Here is a 21114-nt window from a genome sequence, read left to right as displayed (position 1 = left end):
AAAGTATTTCAGATAAGTACAAGTGAAGAGATTAATAGTCAGATTTAAGAAAACTAAAAAGGATATTTAAGGATTACTAAACTTACACTGGTGGTTCACAGCCAATCAAAATCAGTGCATTAACCAATATAATTAACATTAAGTGGAGAATATCTCATTTATGTTTATAAATATCCAAGCCCAATAACTAAAATCGATACTGAAGAGATGAATATAGAGAAGAAAGCCTGATATTCATATCACCAGCTGAATTAGATACTGTATTTGCCGTTTCAAGTATGAACAGATCGGTTTCATACGCGATTTGAACGGTCACGTTCTTCCATTGAGGAAAGCTGTATTTTAGCCCTAGCCCCAACCTTCCTCCCTCGATAAACTCATCCTTCCAAATTAGCGTACCACCTTGATTTAAGTTAGTCGTGCTAACACCAATACTACCGAACGCTTTGATACCAGTGCTAAATGGATAACCTAAGTTCAATCCCAAAGCATAAGATTCTGGGTTCCATGTACTTTCAACGCTTGTCACGGTTTTAATATCAGCATTACCATAATTTGAGTACTGAAGTTCAATATCCACATAGTCATTAGCTCGGTAGCCAACATAATACTTTTTTGTTGTTCCTAGCTCCTGACTGACAATGTCACTCCCTGTAGCTTGATCGACATTTATTCCACCAAAACCTGCACCAATATAAAAGTCACTTGCATAAGTAGAAAATGAAATACTCATACCTAATACAAGCGACACGATATTTTTATTCCAGCTCATTTGCATATATCCAGAGAAAATTTAAGTAAAAGAAACCTAAGCCAGTAGTTAACACTACTGGCTTAGAATTTATTGATTAATCGTTATGGGGCCGAGACAGTAACAGCAATCATATTACTGGTTACGCCATCAACGACTGCATAGATGTTGGCACTACCCGAGCTAACTGCTGTGATATCTCCATTAGAATTCACCGTTGCTACAGCTTCGTTGTCACTTCGCCAAACGATTTGATTAACCGTTGCTAGCTCGCGGCTACCATCAGAATTGGTTAAATGAACATACCGATCATCAGAGTTAGTTGAACCAACATTCATGTTTATCCCTGATGAATCGTAGCTACCTGAATAAGGTTCGCTTGGCTCCCAATCTGTTAGAGACCCAACTTCAAATTGTGGGCGTGAGAATGCAGCAGTAACATTCCCAGAAACATCTGTGAGCCAACTGTAGCCAATTTGCGCACTAAAATAGAACTCATCCCCTGGCTCGTCAGGATCCACCATAAATGTAGCCCAGACAAATCCGCGGCTCTTCGAAACATCTTGCTCCAACGGTACATTTCCTGCTAATCGAATCAAAGGTAAGGTGTTGTGTTGCACTGCTAAATGAAGATTTCGCCAAGCAGAACCTCCCTCTTTAGTGACAGAGAAAGTATAGGCAACTCCTTTTTCAATCGCGATAGAGGAAGTGTTGTCAACAATAGACCTTAACTTCATAACTACCCTATGTGGTGCAGTTGGATGGCCAAAACCTACGACATTGTAATTGTGACCATTGCTATCCACTTTGTTTTCAGTTGTAGTTGCATAATATCCTCCTCTAGTGCGTACCACACCATCAGGCATATTTGACGTGTAAGTATCAAACTCACTCCAATCACTGTCTGCATACATGTTCTTACCTAGTGGTATACCTGTAGAATAAATGTCCACATCAATAATTTGAGCCGGTTGTACAAATATCGTTCCTGTAACACTTATTCCAGAAGAAGCATGAGTTGCAGTAGCTAACGTATAGCCATCCAGCAAAGTTGAGAACGATGTCACTCCCGAGATAGTACCAACAGGCACGGCAATTTGTTCGTCAAGAACCTCCCACTGAATGCCGCTTGTATACCCATCAACAGTCGTTCCATCACTGTATACAGCTTGCAATGAAAACGAAGCCATCTCACCTTTCGCTACACTAACAACTTGATCACCTATAAATCTCAACTCTTCCAATACATTACCTGACACGGACACACTAATAGTCGAAGACATAGATTCTAGTTGGATGCTGATATCAGCAGTGCCATCTGTTACACCATTAGCCAGTCCATTTGAAACCGTAACGATAGGTTCTTCACTACTATGCCAAGCTACATCTTGCGTAATGTCCCGCCAGTTACCATCACTTAGCAGACCCATTGCAGAGAGTGCTAAGCTCCCACCAACAGGAATGCTTTCGCTGAGTGACGTTGATTGCTCAACATTGTTGTAAAAGATTCGGATGGCCGTTACCCAAGGATCTACCACTGAGATAGCAATGGCTTCACTTTCAATGCTGTCTTGTGCTGCCTTAAGCGTCTCAACCCCTTTACCTAGGATAACGATGTCTCCCGTACCTTGAGTAATATCGATAACACTATTTCCGTCGGTCAGCCAGTTGACTGAATGGGTAATATCCACTTCAGTTAACGCGTCATCCGAGTAGATGCCGTAAGCTCTCACCGAGTAGCCGGACCCGGTTACCGCCAGCAGTTGTTCATCCGCTTCAACACGAATCTCAGTCAATGCTGCATCGATAACTTCAATACTCAGCTCATCAGATACCACACCATTCGAGTTAGCCGACACGGTAGCAACACCCAGTGCATTCGCAACCAGCTCTCCGTTGCTACCCGCGCTTAACGCGGTTGTGTTATCAATTTGCCAAGAGAACTCTGAGACTTGAAGAACTGACTTGGTACCGTCCGTGTAGAAAGCCGTAACTTCAGGTTTTGTTGAAGAACCAATCGGTAGCTCATCACTCCATGAACCTTCCGTCACAGCAATGTGAGTAACTTCTGCAGCGTCAATTTGAACCGTTAGTGTATTGGATACCTCTCCATCAAACCTCGCTTCAAGAGACACAGTACCTTGAGCTAGCGCCGTCAGTTGACCACGGTCATCGATAGAAACTGAAGACGCGTTGCCTACTGTCACCACCCATTGCGCCTGCATGGTGACATCTTGTGTACTACTGCCATAGTCTGCTTCAGCCGATAGGAGAACTTTAGACCCGACAGCCACATTGGAACTCGAAGCCGAAGCGATCAAACCATTGATGGTTAACCCATCATTCACTGAAACATCAACATTACCTTGCACAACATTACCTTGTACATCAATGTAATCGGCAACCACGTTAGCCACACCACCAGCTTTACCGGTGACTAAACCGCTGCCATCCACATCGGCAATGGCAAGATGTTGAGTATTGACTGACCACGTAACTCCCGTTGTCAGCACCGACGTTGACTGATCCGTAAATGTGCCAGTCGCCACCAATTGTAGGCTGGTTCCATTCGCGATCTGCTGCCCATGTGGAGTAACTGCAATACTGGTAAGTTCAGCATCTTTGACAGTGATTGGTAGCCCCAAGCTATCAATGCCCTGCATGTGTACACTAACGCTCTCAGTGCCTAGGCTTAGGCCACTGACGACACCGCTATTGGTAACATTAACCAGCGCTCGATCAGTACTCGACCAATCCACCATAGATGTGACATTTTTCGTACTCCCATCACTGAATGAACCGTAAGCCTCCAGTTGCTGCTGCATACCTTTCGCCAACTCCCAAGAAGCTTCTACTTGGCTATTAATCCGTATCTCTAAAGACACTAAGTCCTCATCAGTAACTGCAACAGGTAGTACTGCTGTCTTACCAGATAGGCTCACAGTCAGCTCTGCTGTCCCTTCTGACTGTGCGGTAATCAAACCGTCAATCACAGTAAAGACCGCGGGCTTATCACTATCCCATGTTACTGAGTCTGTAACATCTCGACTGCCATTTGTGTACTGGCCAGTGACCTGAATCTGTTCAGACGTCCCTTCAGCTAGTACCACTTGGTTCTGTGTAAACACCAAGCGCTCCAGCGTTTCGTTAGTCACCGTCACACTGATGGAGTTACTTGATACAGAGTTATGAGTGAATGACAACGTCGTCGAGCCCTGGTTATCAGCCACCAGAGTATTACCTGCCATGCTGGCTATGTTCGCCGGACTGAACACCCAGGTTATCTCTGAGTTCAAGAGTTCACGTTCACTGCCATCCGTATAACGCAACATTGGCGTAAGCTCTGTTGACATTCCCTCGGGTAACGTGACATCACTTTGCTTGATGTAAAGCTGTTGCGCTTGTTTTTCAACAATACTGAGGTCCACTTCATTCGATGTCATCGACTGGAATTGAGCAGAAATGGACACGTCGGCTTGCGCTAATGTATTCAGTTCTCCCAACCCATTGATATTCAGTGCTTGCTGATCACCAACAATGATCCAGCTGACCTGACGAGTCACATCTTGACGGGAATTGTCACTGAACACAGCTTCCGCGGTTACCTGACTCTGTTGACCAACCGCTAGAGAAGCGTCATTGAGATAGACGATGACATCAGTCAAAGTCGCTTCAGAGACAACCACAGCAGCACTGCCAAGCAGTTGGCCAACGCTTGCACGCACATACGTACTGCCTTCAGATTTCGCAGTCACCAAACCCGTCGAGTTATCAACATCTGCAATGAGTGGTTCAACAACGGACCATTGAACACCCGAGGTCAATTCATCGACTTGGCCATCACTGTAGGTTCCCCAAGCCTGGAAAACTTGTTGAGTGCCATTAGCAACCACTGACATTGCAGGTGTCACCGAAATACTCTCCAGCACAGCAGGGTCTACCTTGACAGAGAACATTGGGCTATCTGTTGCACCAAAACGAGCGAACACACTTCCATCACCAGCACCGATACCTCGGATCACACCATTTTGTCCAGCATCGACAATCGCCGTTTCGGTAGAATGCCAAGTGACCAGTGACGTCATATTTTGCTGTGATTGATCACTGAAATACCCTGTGGTGATTAAAGGTTGCTCCGCGCCGATAGGAATCGTCGAGCTTGACTGCAAACCGTCTTCAGTTCGCACTTCGAGTCGGTCCAGCTCTGCATCCGTCACCGCAACAGGTAGAGTTTCCGTTTGAGCCAGCAGAGTGACAGAAAGCGTGCCATTACCTTTAGTAAACCCTTCAACCAAGCCTGGCGTCGCTACATTAAATATTCCGGGTTCATCACTTGACCAAGTGACCTGATCCGTTACTTCTCGGCTTCCTGTAGTGAAGTGACCCGTGACGACAACCGGTAATGAGGTCCCTTTCGCCAACACCACTTGATTATGAGAGAATGACAGCCCTTGCAACTCTTCGTCCTCGACCGTCACTAGAATGGTCGAACTACTCTTACCTTGGTAGGTAAAGGACACTCGGCTATCGCCCACTGACAATGCTGAATACTGGTTATCGGTAAAGCGAATAACCTGATCATCCTCATTAACCCATACTAACTCGTTGGCAGATAATGATCTTTCACTGCCATCCGTATAACGCACTACAGGCTCAAGCAATTGAGATGTTCCAAGCGGAAGACTGGTGTCACCCTGTTTCAGGTACACTAAATCCACTGTTTTCACATCCACACGTAATGCTTCTTGGTTTGAGCCGATAGTATTTAGTGACGCACTGATAACCACATCACCTTCGCTAAGGCTTGACACTTTACCTAGGCCATTCACATGAACAGCCTGAGTGTCGCCACTAAGGTTCCATTGAACACTATTTGTCACATTCTGGGTTGTACCGTCACTGAAATTAGCAATGACATCAAGTTGAGCCTTCTCGCCTAACGCTATCAAACGAGAGTTAATAGCAAGGTCAAGGCTATCAAGCGTTGCATCCGTAACGGAAATCGCCGCTGAACCCGTCAGTGCACCCATAGGTGTATCGACTGTCGCTACAACAAAACCTGCACCTTGAGAAAGCCCAGTAACTAAACCATCACTGTCCACATCCGCAAGTAGAGGCTCTGTAAGAGACCAATTCACACCTGTAGTAAGAAGCTGTGAACTTCCATCCGTCATCGTCGCCCAAGCTTGATACTGCTGCGATGTGCCCTTCGCGAACTGACCAATGGCAGGCGTAACAGAAATGCGACTGAGTTCCTCCGCTATTACATTAACGCTCACATTGGAGACCTGAGAATCGAAATACGCAGAAATCGTGGCTGTGCCTTGAGCTAACGCTTGCGTCCCTCCACTCTGGTCAACATCCGCAACATTCACATTATCGGTTTGCCAAACTACCAAGCTTGATAAATCTAGCTGAGTGCCATCGCTATAGTGCCCCATTGCCTGAAGGGAAGTTGTTAACCCTTTAACTAAGGAAACATCTTGAACTTCAGTGTTACCTTGGTGCATTGAAATACGCAATAGATCGGCATCCGTCACCGCTACCGGCAATAGTGCTTGTTTACCGTTCATAGAGACGGTTATGTTACCGGTACCTTCAGCTTGTGCCGACAGTAAACCTGTATTGCTTATCGTAAACGCTGATGGATTAGTTCCTGACCATGCAACAGAACCTGTCACCTCTCGGCTGCCATTAGTAAAGTGTCCGGTAACCTCCAACTGTTGAGCAGTTCCTTTAGGTAGCACAACCTGAGCACTATCAAAACTGAGCGACAACAATTGAGCAGGGTCGACACCAATTTGCAGACTGTTACTTGTTTGAGCATCGAACTCAAATGAAACCGTCGTCGCTCCGGTAGCTGTTGCTGTTAGTGTATTTGCACCGATATCAACAAACTGACTATCGTATACCCAGGTAACTTCCTGAGCACCTAGCACACGCTCGCTATCATCGCTGTACCTAACGGTTGGATCCAAGCTGAGCTGAGCGCCAACTGGCAATATATGATCACCATGACTAAGGTAGAGCGACTGAACGACCTTAGCTGAAACTTGAATGCCAGCGACGTTGGATACCTGTCCAAGGTACACCGCACTGATTGACACCTGGCCCTCCGCTAAGCTCGATACTGAACCTAGCTGATCAATAGATATCGCTTGTACATCACCAGATGTGTTCCACTGAACTTGCTTGGTCACATCAACATTTCTGCCATCAGTGAATGTAGCAATAGTGGTTAGCTGGCTCTCTTGACCCAATGCAAGGCCACTCTCAGATACGGTTAGCGTTAAGCGCTCTAACGCTGCGTTTGAAACTGAGACAGCAGCTTGACCTTCAACTGAATTTTGGCGAGCCACTACTTGGCTGGTGCCTTCTTCTTTCGCTTGAACGAGACCGCTAATATCAACAGCCACCACATCAGGCTGAGTAACAGACCAGTCAATACCAGTGCTCATCAGGTAAGATTTACCATCTGAGTATAGCCCCCAGGCCTCTAGCAATTGGCTCGTTCCTTTGGCAAGTAAACTGTTCACTGGCGTGACAGTTAAGCTCTGGAGTATGGCATCGGCGACTTTATAGTTTAGGTCAGAGCTGCTTATTCCTCCCCAGTGCGCACTCACTTGCTCTTCTCCAGCTTGCAGGCCTGTCACTACCCCTTGATCACTGACTTGTACTACTGCAGCATTACTTGAGTTCCACATAACCAGTGATGTCAGGTTTTGCTCAGAACCATCAGAGAAATAACCAATCACACTTAATGTTTGCTCTAAGCCAACAGGTCTCTCGATAGCAGTGGCGTCTTGGTGATTCACTTTGATCTTCAATGTTTGTAAATCAGCATCGGAAACCGCAACAGGAAGATTTGCACTCTGGCCATTCAAGCTAGCAATCAGTTGGCCTTGCCCTTGAGCTTGTGCAGTAACCTCACCGGTCACAGATACAGTGAATACAGATGGGTCATTGGATTGCCACTGCACATCATCGGTTACATTACGGCTACCATTGGTATAATGCCCTGTCACCTCAACGGCTTCTGTTGTCCCTTTTGCTAACATGATCTGAGAGGTATGGAAGGTTAAGCGCTGCAGATCCTCTTGAACCACCTCAACGTTGATTTCATTACTGGATTTACTCTGGTAATTGAAAGACAGACTGCTAGTACCTACCGTATTAGCACGTAACACATTGCCCGAAACAGAGACAACATTTGTACTACCAACTACCCACAACGCTTCTCCATCGGCCAATGCGCGTTCGCTGCCATCAGTGTATCGAACCACCGCTTTTAACTCTGTAGTCAGTCCCGCTGGCAGCACTTGATCGGCTTGATTTAGATAAACACTTTCTACTTGCTTATCAGTAATGGTGAAGTCTTTTTCATTCGCTGTCACTCCATCCAACTCTGCTTCAACTTGTGCAATCCCCTGAGAAACCGCACTCAGCACACCATCACCATTAATAGCTATTGCAGAGACATCACCAGACAACGTCCAGTTTACTGAGCGCGTTACGTCTTGGTAAGTGCCATCACTGTAACTAGCATACACTGACAACTCTGACTGTTGCCCTACAGCAAGATTTGATTCAGTCGCATTGAATGTCAATGCGTCCAAGTTAGGATTGGTCACATACAGATCGGAGCGTGCTTCCTCTCCTGACAATGTCGCAATCAGGTCGGTATTCCCTTCTAAGTGCGCTTCAATACGTCCTTGATGGAAGGTCACCATTTGCGGATCCTCTGCTCGCCAGTGAACCTGAGACGTTGCATCAATGACCTTTCCATCGGAAAGGGTTGCCCAAGCGGTTACATGTCCCTCCGTCCCCTTTGCAAGCTGTTGCGAACTAGGCGTTATCTCTAATCCCACAATATCAGCAGGCAGTACTTCAATAGTCAGAGGGTTCGACGTAATTTGATTGTAAACAGCATGCAGCTCAGCTTCGCCACCATTTTTGGCCTGCACCAGACCTAGTCCTGTCACTTCAGCAACGTTTGTCTCGTCACTGACCCAATATACGACAGACGAAAGATTTTGCTGGCTGCCATCGCTGAAATAGCCCACGGCTTCAATAGCTTGCGAGAACCCTTTAGCTAACGTTAATGACTGTTGTTCAACACCATTAACCACAGCTCTCAATTCAATCAAGTCCGCTGACGTCACCACAACAGGGAGCGTTAAGTTTTTTCCTTGGAAGCTTGCAATAAGGTTGGTGTTACCAATTGTTCGACCTTCAACCATGCCGAGATTTACAGCGGCAATCGCTTCTGAATCTGTTCGCCAAACAGGGAATGTCGCCGGAATCTCTCGCACGCCATCGGTATAGTGACCATAAAGCGTCACCGCACTGGTCGTTCCACGAGCCAAAGTCAGCACACTCTGGTCAGAAACAATGGAAACCAGTTGCGCGTCATTAACCGCGATATCAACGGTATTCGAGACTGACCCCGCATACTTAGCACGAACCTCAACCTCACCGACTGCTTGCGCAAGGATTTCTCCATTACTTGAAGTGCGAACCACGCCTTCAGCCCCAGAAACGGTTTCCCAAGTCACTAAATCCGTCACATCAAACTCAGAGTCATCGGTATACCTTGCTATCACCTTTGAAAGCGTTGCTAATCCCAACGGTAAAGAGTCTTCACCCACAGACAAAGTGAGCGATTTAACTTGTTTATCAGAGACTAAGAACGAGATTTCATTGGTTGAAGTAACACCGTCATACTGAGCAGAAACCACTGTTGATCCTGCTTGCTGAGCGGTAAATAGCCCTCCAACTTCAATCGCGAGAACATCGCTGGTGGTGCTGTTCCAGTTAACATAGTTTGTCATGTCTTGACGACTGCCATCACTGAACAAACCTAATGCCGTTAACTCTCCTGTCCCACCTAAAGGAAGCTGGCTGGCTGTCGTCGCAACAGAAACATCAATCAGCTCTGCATCTGTCACAACAAGAGCCGTCGTAGCACTTTTCCCTGCAAAGTTTAGCTGTAGCGTCGTTTGGCCAGAGTTCACAGCAATGGCAGTTAAACCTGATGCTTGTGCCACAGACGAATCGTGAACAATCCAGCTAACTCCGTCTGTGACTGCTTCGCGTCTGCCATCAAAATAGCTCGCGATGACGGTATAGCTTTGCTGAGTTCCTTTCGCTATGTGGGCCAATTCAGGACTTACTTCAATAGACTCAACCTGCGCAGGCTTCACATTAATACTGTATTCAGTACTTTGAACCCCATCAACTGAAGCTTTAACTGTCGTTGTACCTTCTTTGACACCGACTAAGTCGCCTTTGGCTGTGACATATAAAATGCTTTCATTACCCACTTCCCAAGTAATATCCGAAACGTCAGCATCCAACTGACCAATTGGTGTATCCATGATCACACGTGCCATTTCACTAACGCCTAGATAAACGTCAGAGCTAGATACGTCCAAAGATACGCTGTTGACTTTATACGGTACTGTTTTTACATATACCGCTGCACTTTCTACGCTGCTTAGCATTGCTTTTACATTGGTTTGACCCGATTGAGCGGCATAAGCAACACCGTCATCACCAAATGCCAATATTGAATCGGCAGCAGCCCACACTACCTGATCAGTAATATCTAACGACTCACCATTACTGAATAATCCTTGAGCCCGGAACTGGCCGATATCAGAAACCATGATATCCGACGGATAATCTGTAATCTGGATAGCTTGAAGGGTGCCATCGTTAACTGAGATTTTTACTTTCTCGCTTGCCATTCCTTCAAAGCGGGCATAGACATGTGCCTCTCCCTTGCTTTTAGCCGTGAATCCACCATTTTGGTCCACAAACAAGATTGAAGAGTCTTCACTCACCCACTGCACTTTTGCTGTTACGTTATTCACCAAGCCATTACTGAAAATCGCGTTGGCATGTAACTGACCTTTCATGCCCTCTGGAATAGACGCGGTGGAAGAACTCACCTGAATCAGGCTTAAGGTACCATTAAGTACTTGTACCGTAATCGGCTCACTTTTTTGTCCTTGGTATTGAGCGGTAATAACAGCCTCACCGGAAGATAGTGCTTCCAATTGCCCTGTGCTTAACACTTTAAGAACGGATGGATCACTGCTGGTGATCACTGTCTCGTTGGACACATTACGACGATAACCATCTTGATATAGCACTTCGACATAAGGGGAGATATCACTACCAACATTTACCTTGCGCAAATCCAAGGTTAGGAAAACAGATTTAACCTCTCGATGAGAAACATCAACTTGACTCGCATTACTTGTTAGGTTTTGGTATCGAGCGACCACCGAAGTTTGACCCGATTTAAGTGCATAAGCTGTTGCATTGTCGCTAATGGAAACAATAGAAGGGTTGGAGGTAGACCAGTCTGCCAGATCGGTTACGTCTTTTGACGTGCCATCGGAGTAACGCGCTTTCGCCACGTAAGAATACGGCTGACCAACATTAAGATCGACCTGCTCGGGAATAACATCAACACGTGTTACAGCAGTAGATTGAGAAACCGTCACGGATACAGAGTTAGATTCAATACTGCCTAACATTGCATTCACAGTAGTGTGGCCAACCTGCTTACCACGGAGCATAGAGCCATCAACGATCGTCGCAATATCAGTACTGTCGACAAACCACTTCACATCGTCCGTGACATCGACTTTAACACCATGCTGTGTCAACGCTAAGACCGTTAGGTTTTTCTCCTCTGATACCATCAATTCAGCGCTATCAACACCGATTTCCAAGCTAACAATATTTTCTAGCGACAGCGGCAGTATTTCTATCACCTGGCGTTCAATCACATTGTTCCAAAAACCATAAAGAATGACCTCTCCGGCTTGGATAGGCACAAATTCACCATCGCTGCTAACAACAGCCATTTTTGAATCAGATGTCACCCATTCGGTATCTGCAGTGACATTCACTTTTGTACCATCCTCGCCATCAACAAAGAAGCGAAATGGAACGCTGACGCCGACAACAAACTCTTCCTCATCACCGACCAATTCAAATTGATTACTGTGTTTAAGTACTTCAACAACAGATTCATTGGTCTCCTTACCCTGATACTTGGCAGAGACTTTGTATGAACCTTCCGTATCGAAGTTAATCACACCTTGGCTGATGCCATGTTGCTGGACTCCGTTAACGAACCATTGAATACCTTCATAGATGTCATTGGTTGAGTTATCGGAATACATACTCTTTACAGAAAATTGGACAGCGTCACCCGCAATGACGTTTGTAATCGCTGGCGTCACTTGAATGTTCACTAGAGAAGAAGACTTAACATTGACATTAGCGACATCCGACTTACCCATGAAAGAAGCGTGCAGTGGTGTATCACCACTTTGAACTGCTGTCACTTTACTTCCAGCTAGCTGCACTAGGTCAGGGTTATCTGCCCTGATATCGGCTTGAGAAGTAATATTGTGGGTTGAACCATCATCAAACAATGCAAATACATTGACCTGTTGCGTCACACCCAATCCCAAAGAATATTCAAGTTGCTCAATACTCAAATCAACAATCTTAGCCTTCGAAACAATAATAGGCGCGGTGGTGCTAGTCACATTGTCAGTTGATAAATCTCGTTGCTCTGATTCATCGACATTAACCATCGGTTTGCTCATGCTTCGCAGTGCAGGCTCTCCATTGGTGTAGGAGACTGAAACTGTAGCTTCACCTTCTGACACGGCGATAAACGCACCGCCTCCCAGACTTCTGAGAACACTAGTGTCAGAAGATGTCCATTGAACATCTTCCGTAATATCTAGTAATTGAGCTTGGGAATTGAATGCTTTCGCTTGATAGTTCTTTACCACACCTTCAGGAATTGGGCGGTTCTCATGATAGATTTGAATTGCGGAAACATAGTTATCGGTGGTTTGAGCATCATCGGAGCCCCCTCCACTGTTGTTAAGTGGAGAGCTATCTGACCAACAACCAGCCAAAATAACTCCAAGTAGTGAAACCCAAAGAACCTTGAGCTTCTGGAATAAAGAAACATCTGGGAGCATAGACATACCTGTATTTATTTTATTTAGTACCAGATATTTTTATGCCCCAAGGTCATTAATCATATATCAATTACAGATAGCTCACGTTTTTTTAGGATTATCGCCTTCAAATGAGCCAAATCCATAAATGTTAAAAATAAAAAACCAAGAGAAATTTAATTTAAAAATAAGTAATGATAGATAACGAAAAGGCCTCTCAAGTTGAGAGGCCACCACTAGCTCTTAAATTATCTAATCTAAGTAAAGTAGTACCCTTGCTGCAGGTAGACATCATTGTCAGTCAAAAGGTTACTATGGGCTTGTGTTTCAACACCTTCTGCAATGATCTTAGCATCTGTCGCCGAAGAGAGTAGCCGTACTATATGGTAGAAGTATTGCTTGTCATTTTTGGATTCAAGTATATTAAGAATAAACTTCTTATCTATTTTCACATAATCAATTGTTAGGTCTTTGAGCAGCTCAAGGTTGTTGTTCCCCACTCCAAAGTCATCGATTGCTATCTTGAAACCCAATTCACGGAGTTGTTCAATACGATGCTTCAATCCATCACAAAATGAGATCTTTGAATTTTCTGTAATCTCAATAATTATTTGATTTTTATTGAGTAAACCAGACATATAATGAATAAAAGACTCTCCCTCTTTCCCCATAAGCATACTCGGACAAATATTGATTGAGTAACAGCCATTGACAGGAACACATTGCATCAAATATTTGGTGTAACGAGGAAGAAAACCTATCTTTTTCATGTTTTTAATTACGATATTTGCGTCAAATTTATTAAAATTAGACAGAATCTCAGTGTACTCAACATGAGTATTTGTTGACTTATTATAGACCGATTCAAATTTCAACTTTAAGCCAGTAAGGGCATAGATAACAATAAAAAAACCTCTAATATTCTTATACTTAAAGGTAAAAATGTAAAAAATAGAGATTAGAAATGAAGTTAGTAAAACATTATATACATTAAGAGAAAATTGCATTGTTAAGTGCCCATTCCTCCAGTCAAATATATTTATCCCTGAACTTCCAGATGAAACGATAGGCGTTTCGTCATAGTGAAAATTGAAACCCACAATTGACGGGATTAAGTTAAACCTTTGATATCTATTACTGATCCTATCTCTTTCATAAAAATAGGTAATTTGATAATCAGCAACATCCCTCTGGGCTACAATATAATCTGACTGAATACCTTCGATACCTAAGTCACGATTGCTTAGTGCAAGCCTTTCTGTACCTAGCTTTGACAATCGACAGATTATACCATCAATTTTATCATTTAAAATCATATGATCAACGCTAATAGACGTCGATAATATTTTTCTTACTTCATTATCTTTAAAACATACGTTATTAGTTCTTAATATATCGCGCGTGATCGTTGTTGTATTAGAGCTATAAAATTCATAATTACCTATTACATAAGATATTTGTATAAAAGCTAGAGACATTACCAACGATATCGATAATCCACTTAAAATAAATACCAATTTTTTACTTTTATATATTGACGTTTTTATAAGGCTTAGATAAAGATCTGAAATTCCTTCAATATCTTTTTCATCACAAAAGTTTATGATCTCTTCATCTCGTTCAAGTATCCAGTAGTCTGATATTAAGTAGCCTTTACCATGTCTATTATCAACTAAAGTGCATGTAGATAATTCAATATTCTGGGGGGTTGATAAGAGTTCTCTTATTTTTTTTCTTAAAGAAGCCAGATTATTTTTTATGGTGTTGAATTGTATATTTAGCTTATAATCTTCTCTACATATTTTATCAAGCTCTCGATTCGATACCGGATTAGACCCATTACTTCTCTGAATAAGAATATGCAAGATCCTATCTTCAATGTTGGATAGGTTTGTCGACTTTATCACTTCCTCATTTAGTGAAACTTTAAGAATTCCATTTCCTATTATTAACGTGACTCTAGTGTCATGTCTTAGTTTTAGCCTAGTATCCATGGCTACTTTCCTTTAATTATTATTTATATTTTTTGATACAGCAAACACTAAGAAATACTTAACATATCAAGTACATTGAGTTGAACATATTTAAGGATAATTCATATTAATATAGGATTACCTTTAATTTTCAATAACTTAAATCGGATAATAATTACATTGAAAAATCATTAGTAAACTTAATCAGAGGGATAAGAAAGACATGCTTAGTTAGGTTATTGATAATTCAAATATAGACATCGCAATTCAACCATATCTGTATGCAACTAAATAAACCTTATATCCAAAAATATAAAGGATTATCTCATTTATAGTTATCAAGATGTCTAGGCTTATGGTGTGATAAACAAAAACACTAACTTGATATGAATATTAAAGATACACAACTATTTTTTAGCAGTTTGGGAACCATTACGATTAAATCAATGTTTGGTACGTTTGGCATATTCTGTGATGGTGTTATATTCGCCTTACATTATAAGAATCGAATTTACTTTCGTTCTTCACCCGACTTTGGTGCTAAGCCAATCAGTAAAAATCGTTACTGCTATCGAAAACGAGGGCACCTTGTAAAAACAAACTACTTCATCTCTGAATATGAGCGAGAAGAGAAACGACTACTTGAACATGCGGAACGTTCCATTAATGCGGCAAAACGCCAAAGGGAATACGCAGATAAAGCGCCTATAGAAAGGCTAAAAGATTTACCCAATATCTCTGTGTCTACTGAGCGTATGCTGCTAAGCATCAACATTGAAAGCGTACATCAGCTAGCAAATAGAGGCTCGGTAAACTCTTATAAAAAACTCAAAGATCGATTTCCAAAAATATCCAAAGAGCTCGTTTTACATTTAGAAGGCGCAATTCAAAATTGTCATTGGGCTGTCATCCCTAAAGATCGACGTGACTTTCTTAATTCAATGATTACGCGATCTGACTAACTTGGATGATATTACTGGAATGAAAAAGCCAAAGCGTAGTAACACTTTGGCTTAGATACTTTAATTCGTTCAGCAAAACTCAAACAAATAAATTCATTACCAGCATCGCACCAAATGCATTAAGCACTGAAATAATGATCATGACTGGAATATAGCGGCCTTCTGTACCAATTGGCCCCATAATACGTCCCATATACTGGACTTGTGAGCCCATCAGGTAGATCGCTGGGGCCAAAATCGCAATGTGTGCGCCGTTAAGAATGCCCTGATCAAACAAGGTTATGACTACACCAACAGCACCTCCCATCGACATCCATGCTCCAATCAATACGGCAGCAGCTTCACCGGGTAAACCAAATATCGCCATAACGGGTGCGAAGACCGTCCCCATCATGTCTAACGCTCCTGTGATTTGCAGTGCTTTGATGATTACAAACGCCATCAGAACATTTGGCACCGTTGAAGTCGTTGCAATCACCCAACCTTTCTTTGCCCCTTCGACAAAAATATCCGTCACCATGGGTTTTCTCGTTTTCACTTCACTCATTGTGCAGCCTCCTGTTGTAAACGTTGCGTATCTTTATCTTGTTTACCTTCAGTGATGTTGAGGTAGATGCGAAACAGATTGGCGCCAACAAACTTAAAGACAAACATAATGGCTACAGCGAGACCAATTGACGATGTCACGGCCAGCGACCCATCAGCCAAAGTCAGCGTGAACAACACAGCTCCAGAAGAGAAGAAATTAACAATAGTCGCCCCCGCAGTGAACTGAAACATGGTAAATACATCGGTTTCACGTTTGGTCAGGCGACCTTCATCCTTGAGTTGGCGCGTCATGGCAGCTCCGGCATCTGTGCTTTGCAGTGACGCAATCAATGCAAGGCCGGAGCTACCCGGTATTCCCATCAAAGGTCGTAATAAAGGAGTAAGCAATTTACGAGCAGCATCTAGTGCACCGTAATGCTCAAGGACATTGATCACACCCAGTGCGAACATCACGGTTGGAATCAAAGTTAATGCGAAGATAAAGCCATCACGGGCACCACTACCGCCTTTACCACGCAGTGACGTCGTTGCAGCTTCAACGCCATCCGCCGTTTCAGTCACGTTATACGCAACCTGCCCGAACGAGCCATTGAGAGTTGTAAAATCAAGCACACCATACCATTCACCAGACTTCATCAAGCCAGAAAAGAATATGACAGCAAATGCGAGAGCAACGTAGCATCCCCAGGTTACTTTGCGCTGCTTTATGTTTGGATCGGACATATATCACCTATGTTTTATGTGGAACAGGACACATAGGATCTTGTTTTAAATCGTACGCTATAGTGATGATCCGTATCAATTACTTAGAAGGGGCAACTCTGACCAGAGATCTATTATCTTATTTTGTGATTATGTTCATAATCAGCGCTTTTATCTGCACATGAAATTCAACAATGCATATCAACATGATTCATAAATCGTTCATTTATTGATAAAAACTGGCGACAATTCAATCAGATCAAACCTATCTCACATACCCATCGCCAAAACCTCTTTAGAATGGCTCCACCATAACAACAATCTTCTTTCAAGGAGTGAAAGTATGAAATTGCAGTGGTCCGCTTTTGTCGCCCTTTTATTACTTCCCTTTTCGACTTTTGCAGCCAGCAGCCCCCAAGAAACTTTACCTTTAACTCAATCTACCATCGGATATGTAGCCATCCTGATTTTCACGTGTGCGTATGCGTTGGTGATGCTGGAAGAGTACCTGTCACTGAGAAAGTCCAAACCAGTCCTGCTCGCGGCGGGCCTCATCTGGGCCATGATTGGTTACGTCTATTCGCAACATGGTCAAATTGAAGTTGCCAAGTCAGCGCTAGAACACAACCTGCTGGAATACGCAGAATTATTGCTGTTCTTACTAGTCGCTATGACCTATATCAGCGCAATGGAAGAGCGGCGATTATTCGATGCACTACAAGCGTGGATGGTTGGGAAAGGCTTTAATTACAAGTCGTTATTTTGGTTAACCGGTGTTCTGGCTTTCTTTATTTCTCCGATTGCCGACAACCTCACTACTGCTTTATTGATGTGTGCCGTAGTGATGAAAGTCGCCGGAGATAACCCCAAATTCATCAACCTAGCGTGTATCAATATTGTGGTCGCTGCCAACGCTGGCGGCGCCTTCAGTCCATTTGGTGATATCACAACATTGATGGTGTGGCAGGCAGGCTATGTCTCTTTCTCTGAGTTTATGCCCTTGTTCTTACCTTCAGTCGCTAACTATGTCGTGCCTGCGATCATTATGTCGATGTTTGTGCCGAGTACCACACCGGATGTTGTCCACCAGCACGTAGAGCTAAAACGTGGTGCACGCCGAATTGTGGGTTTGTTTATCCTCACTATTGCTACTGCCGTCGCCTTCCATGCCGTACTGCACTTCCCACCCGTGATTGGCATGATGATGGGTTTGGCTTATTTGCAATTTTTCGGCTTTTTCCTTCGTAAAACCCTTAAAGCATCACTCCATAAGAAAGCAGCGCTCGCGATTGCCAATCGTGATGACATTGCATTGAAACGTCTAGGCTCCGTTGTGCCGTTTGATGTGTTTAGGCGAGTCTCTCATGCAGAGTGGGATACGTTACTTTTCTTCTATGGCGTAGTGATGTGTGTCGGCGGTTTGAGTCTTCTCGGCTACCTAGGTTTGGTATCTGAAGTGATGTACACCCAGTGGGATCCGATCTGGGCGAATGTCATGGTGGGTATATTGTCTGCCATTGTCGATAACATCCCAGTTATGTTTGCCGTCCTGACCATGGAGCCAACGATGTCGATGGGTAACTGGTTACTGGTCACGCTGACCGCTGGTGTCGGTGGCAGTTTATTATCAATAGGTTCTGCTGCTGGGGTTGCACTGATGGGAGCAGCACATGGTAAATACACCTTCTTCGGCCATCTCAAATGGGCACCTGTGATAGGTATCGGCTACGCCGTCAGTATCGCTCTCCATCTGATGCTTAACTCTGCATTATTCTGAAGCACCTAGGCACTCTACAACAAAAAGGACAGCCAAATGGCTGTCCTTTTCAATTGCATCTAAACAAGTACTTGGCTAATCGAGCCGCTTCTGCCATACACTCGCAAGCTGGTATCTCGCACAAACGCTGCATGTCAATGCTTCCTTATCTCCATGAATGCGCATAACAATGTCCTCACGTTTCTCTTTAGAGTTATTACGCATTGTTATGGTAAGAAAATTGTCATCTACCGCAAAAGGTTTCGTAACATCTGGTGCACCAACTCGGCTGATCGTGACCATGGCATCTTTAAACATCAGCAAATCTTGGGTATACAAATTTTCATATACCCCTTCAAACTCATAGGTTTGCTTGTTGATCATTCGATCAAGCTTTTCTTCAAAACACCCTTGCAGCAAAAGCATTACTAGCAAGGAGAAAATTCCTTTTTCTAACCGCATCACTCAGGTTCCCAATGCTCTATCTTTAACAATGCCGCCTTCCTTTCCAGGCCACCAGCATAACCGGTTAGCTTACCGCTTTTACCAATTACCCTATGGCAAGGCACAATCACAGAGATAGGATTCTTACCGTTTGCTAGCCCAACTGCTCTCACTGCTTTTGGGTTGCCAATGGCATCTGCAAGCTGTTGGTAGCTCCACGTTTCTCCAAAAGGTATGGTCGTTAATGCCTTCCATACCTGCTGCTGAAACACCGTTCCTTCCGCTGCTAATGGTAGATCAAATTCCTTTCGGCTACCGGAAAAATACTCGTCTAACTGTTTGATTGCTTTAATAAGTATAGGATGTTCTTTATCGTTTTTGCCTAACTCTTCAGGTTGTGTGGTCTGAGTCTCAAACCAAGCACCTAACAAACCTTGCTCATTAGCCTGAATTGTCATCTGTCCAAGCGGCGTTTTAAAGGTGGTATAACTCTTGTTCATGCGTGACTCCAGCAATGGAATGTGGCGTAACTCCCCCATGGAGATACGCTTTCAGCATTCAGTTCAGGGAATTGATTTAGGGCCTTCTTGACCACTAAATCACCCTCTAGGAAACAGTTGGGTTCAGAGGCGCCTCTCAATCTGGCGTAACTTACCGTCCACGGGCCAACACCTTTCACATCAAGCCATTGCTCCAGACTCGCTTGAGGGTTTTCTACAATAAACTGCGCAAAGCGTGCCAATGTTTCTTTGCGACTTTGCGGCATACGTAGAAAAGAAAGGTCCGCAGTAGCCACCTCTTGTGGTGTGGGAAAATGCGTAACACCCTCTGGTTGTAGGGTTTGAACCAAAAGATTGAGTTGACCAATGGCCGCTTTGATCGACACTTGCTGGCCTAAAATGGCTCTAACGCCACCTTCCCAGGTGCTCCAGACGCCAGGAATACGAATCCCGCTACGCTGTATCAGGCTTGGATTCAGCGCATTCAGTTTCTGTTCAATGGTCAGAATGTCCGTATCTAGGTCAAACATTCTGCGCAGTTGATTTACTAACGCTTTCAAGCGGCGGGTATCAGATAGCTCAAACTCTACCCGCATGATTCCGGGTTTATGATAACGAATCGCAAACCAGCCTTTCGCCCCTTCAATCTCAAACTTCCTCTGATAGCTTTCGTCGCTGATTTGCTCTAATCCTTTAATGGCTCGCAGGCGGTAAAAATCCAGCATATGTTGCCAATCTAAAGGCCCTTTAAACGCTAGATCGATATAACTACTTTCCACCGTAGAGGCGACCTGCTCTTTTCTGACCTGAGTCGGAGTCAGCTTAATAACCTGCTTAAAGGCATCATTAAAGCGACGCACACTGTTGAACCCACTGGCGAACGCGATATCCGTCACCGGCATAGAGCTGGAATGGAGCAGCTGTTTGGCAAACATCAGTTGATGGTAAAGGGCGTATTGTTTTGGCGCCATCCCAAGGTGGTCTTGAAACAGCTGTCTTAAATAGCGGTCGCTAATCCCAAGACGTTCAGCCAATTCAGCCAGACTAGACGTCTGTAACTCCCCTTGCTCAATCATTTTCAGAGCACGAAGAAACGTAGTTTCGACTCCTTTCCATGCCCAAGAACTTGGCGCACTGTCAGGGCGACAGCGCAAGCAAGGTCGATAGCCCGCCTGAAGCGCCTGCGCTTTCTCGACAAAATATTCTACATTTTCTTCTTTTGGTAAGTTGGCTGGGCATATGGGGCGACAAAAAATGCCCGTGGTTTTAACCGCCACATAGAAGCGACCATCGAAGCGTGCATCTCTTGCCTGACGGGCGCTTTGACACTCTTGCAGCGATATTGATGATAATCCGTTCACACTCTTAATCCCGACATCTTTCAAACTCTTAAAACGAGTCTAATCGGCTCACTTTTTAATACTAGCCATTTTCGGAAGTTAATCGAATTTGCTATCAGTTTAAACTCTTCTAGAGTT

General features: G+C 44.0%; 10 protein-coding genes. 2 read left to right on the top strand and 8 right to left on the bottom strand.

Annotated elements, in window-relative coordinates; genetic code table 11:
• Positions 1-187: 187 nt before the first annotated feature.
• The 3 genes from QMA41_RS11215 to QMA41_RS11205 all read right to left on the bottom strand — a co-directional run bounded on the left by QMA41_RS11215 (position 188) and on the right by QMA41_RS11205 (position 14744).
• Positions 188-772: an outer membrane beta-barrel protein gene (locus QMA41_RS11215; RefSeq protein ID WP_281629670.1), complete on the bottom strand. Its 585-nt coding sequence runs from the start codon at positions 770-772 to the stop codon at positions 188-190.
• An 83-nt stretch (positions 773-855) separates the two neighbouring features.
• Positions 856-12771 carry an Ig-like domain-containing protein gene (locus QMA41_RS11210; protein ID WP_281629669.1) on the bottom strand — a complete coding sequence of 3972 codons (11916 nt, stop codon included), beginning with the start codon at positions 12769-12771 and terminating at the stop codon, positions 856-858.
• A 236-nt stretch (positions 12772-13007) separates the two neighbouring features.
• Positions 13008-14744, bottom strand: a complete 1737-nt coding sequence (locus QMA41_RS11205; RefSeq protein ID WP_281629668.1) for an EAL domain-containing protein — start codon at positions 14742-14744, stop codon at positions 13008-13010.
• A gap of 365 nt (positions 14745-15109) precedes the next feature.
• Here QMA41_RS11205 and QMA41_RS11200 point away from each other — a divergent pair, with 365 nt between their 5' ends.
• Positions 15110-15685 (top strand): TfoX/Sxy family DNA transformation protein, encoded by a 576-nt coding sequence (locus QMA41_RS11200; RefSeq protein ID WP_281629667.1) that lies wholly within the window; start codon positions 15110-15112, stop codon positions 15683-15685.
• Between the two features lie 79 nt (positions 15686-15764).
• On the opposite strand, the gene QMA41_RS11195 is transcribed toward QMA41_RS11200, so the two are convergent.
• Together QMA41_RS11195 and QMA41_RS11190 are read right to left on the bottom strand one after the other, a co-directional pair.
• Entirely contained in the window at positions 15765-16232 is a 468-nt protein-coding gene (locus QMA41_RS11195; protein ID WP_006960099.1) for a YjiG family protein, read from the bottom strand.
• Positions 16229-16957: a nucleoside recognition domain-containing protein gene (locus QMA41_RS11190; protein WP_006960098.1), complete on the bottom strand. Its 729-nt coding sequence runs from the start codon at positions 16955-16957 to the stop codon at positions 16229-16231. Before QMA41_RS11190 ends, QMA41_RS11195 begins: the two co-directional genes overlap by 4 nt.
• A gap of 322 nt (positions 16958-17279) precedes the next feature.
• Here QMA41_RS11190 and nhaD point away from each other — a divergent pair, with 322 nt between their 5' ends.
• Positions 17280-18713 carry a sodium:proton antiporter NhaD gene (nhaD, locus tag QMA41_RS11185; protein WP_019277310.1) on the top strand — a complete coding sequence of 478 codons (1434 nt, stop codon included), beginning with the start codon at positions 17280-17282 and terminating at the stop codon, positions 18711-18713.
• Positions 18714-18788: 75 nt separating this feature from the next.
• Here nhaD and QMA41_RS11180 read toward each other — a convergent pair whose 3' ends face one another.
• Genes QMA41_RS11180 through QMA41_RS11170 form a run of 3 tightly spaced genes read right to left on the bottom strand, consistent with a single transcriptional unit; the run spans position 18789 to position 20997 of the window.
• On the bottom strand, positions 18789-19118 hold the full coding sequence (locus tag QMA41_RS11180; RefSeq protein ID WP_231115580.1) for a hypothetical protein: 330 nt from the start codon (positions 19116-19118) through the stop codon (positions 18789-18791).
• 35 nt (positions 19119-19153) lie between these two features.
• Positions 19154-19636 carry a methylated-DNA--[protein]-cysteine S-methyltransferase gene (locus QMA41_RS11175; protein ID WP_006960095.1) on the bottom strand — a complete coding sequence of 161 codons (483 nt, stop codon included), beginning with the start codon at positions 19634-19636 and terminating at the stop codon, positions 19154-19156.
• Complete coding sequence (locus QMA41_RS11170; protein ID WP_281629666.1) at positions 19633-20997, bottom strand: AlkA N-terminal domain-containing protein; 1365 nt, start codon at positions 20995-20997, stop codon at positions 19633-19635. The genes QMA41_RS11175 and QMA41_RS11170 overlap by 4 nt, the downstream gene beginning before the upstream one ends.
• Between the last annotated feature and the right edge of the window lie 117 nt (positions 20998-21114).

This window comes from Vibrio sp. St2 (assembly GCF_947311885.1).
Taxonomy (GTDB): Bacteria; Pseudomonadota; Gammaproteobacteria; order Enterobacterales; family Vibrionaceae; genus Vibrio; species Vibrio coralliilyticus.
This window is presented reverse-complemented; position numbering and strand designations above follow the sequence as displayed.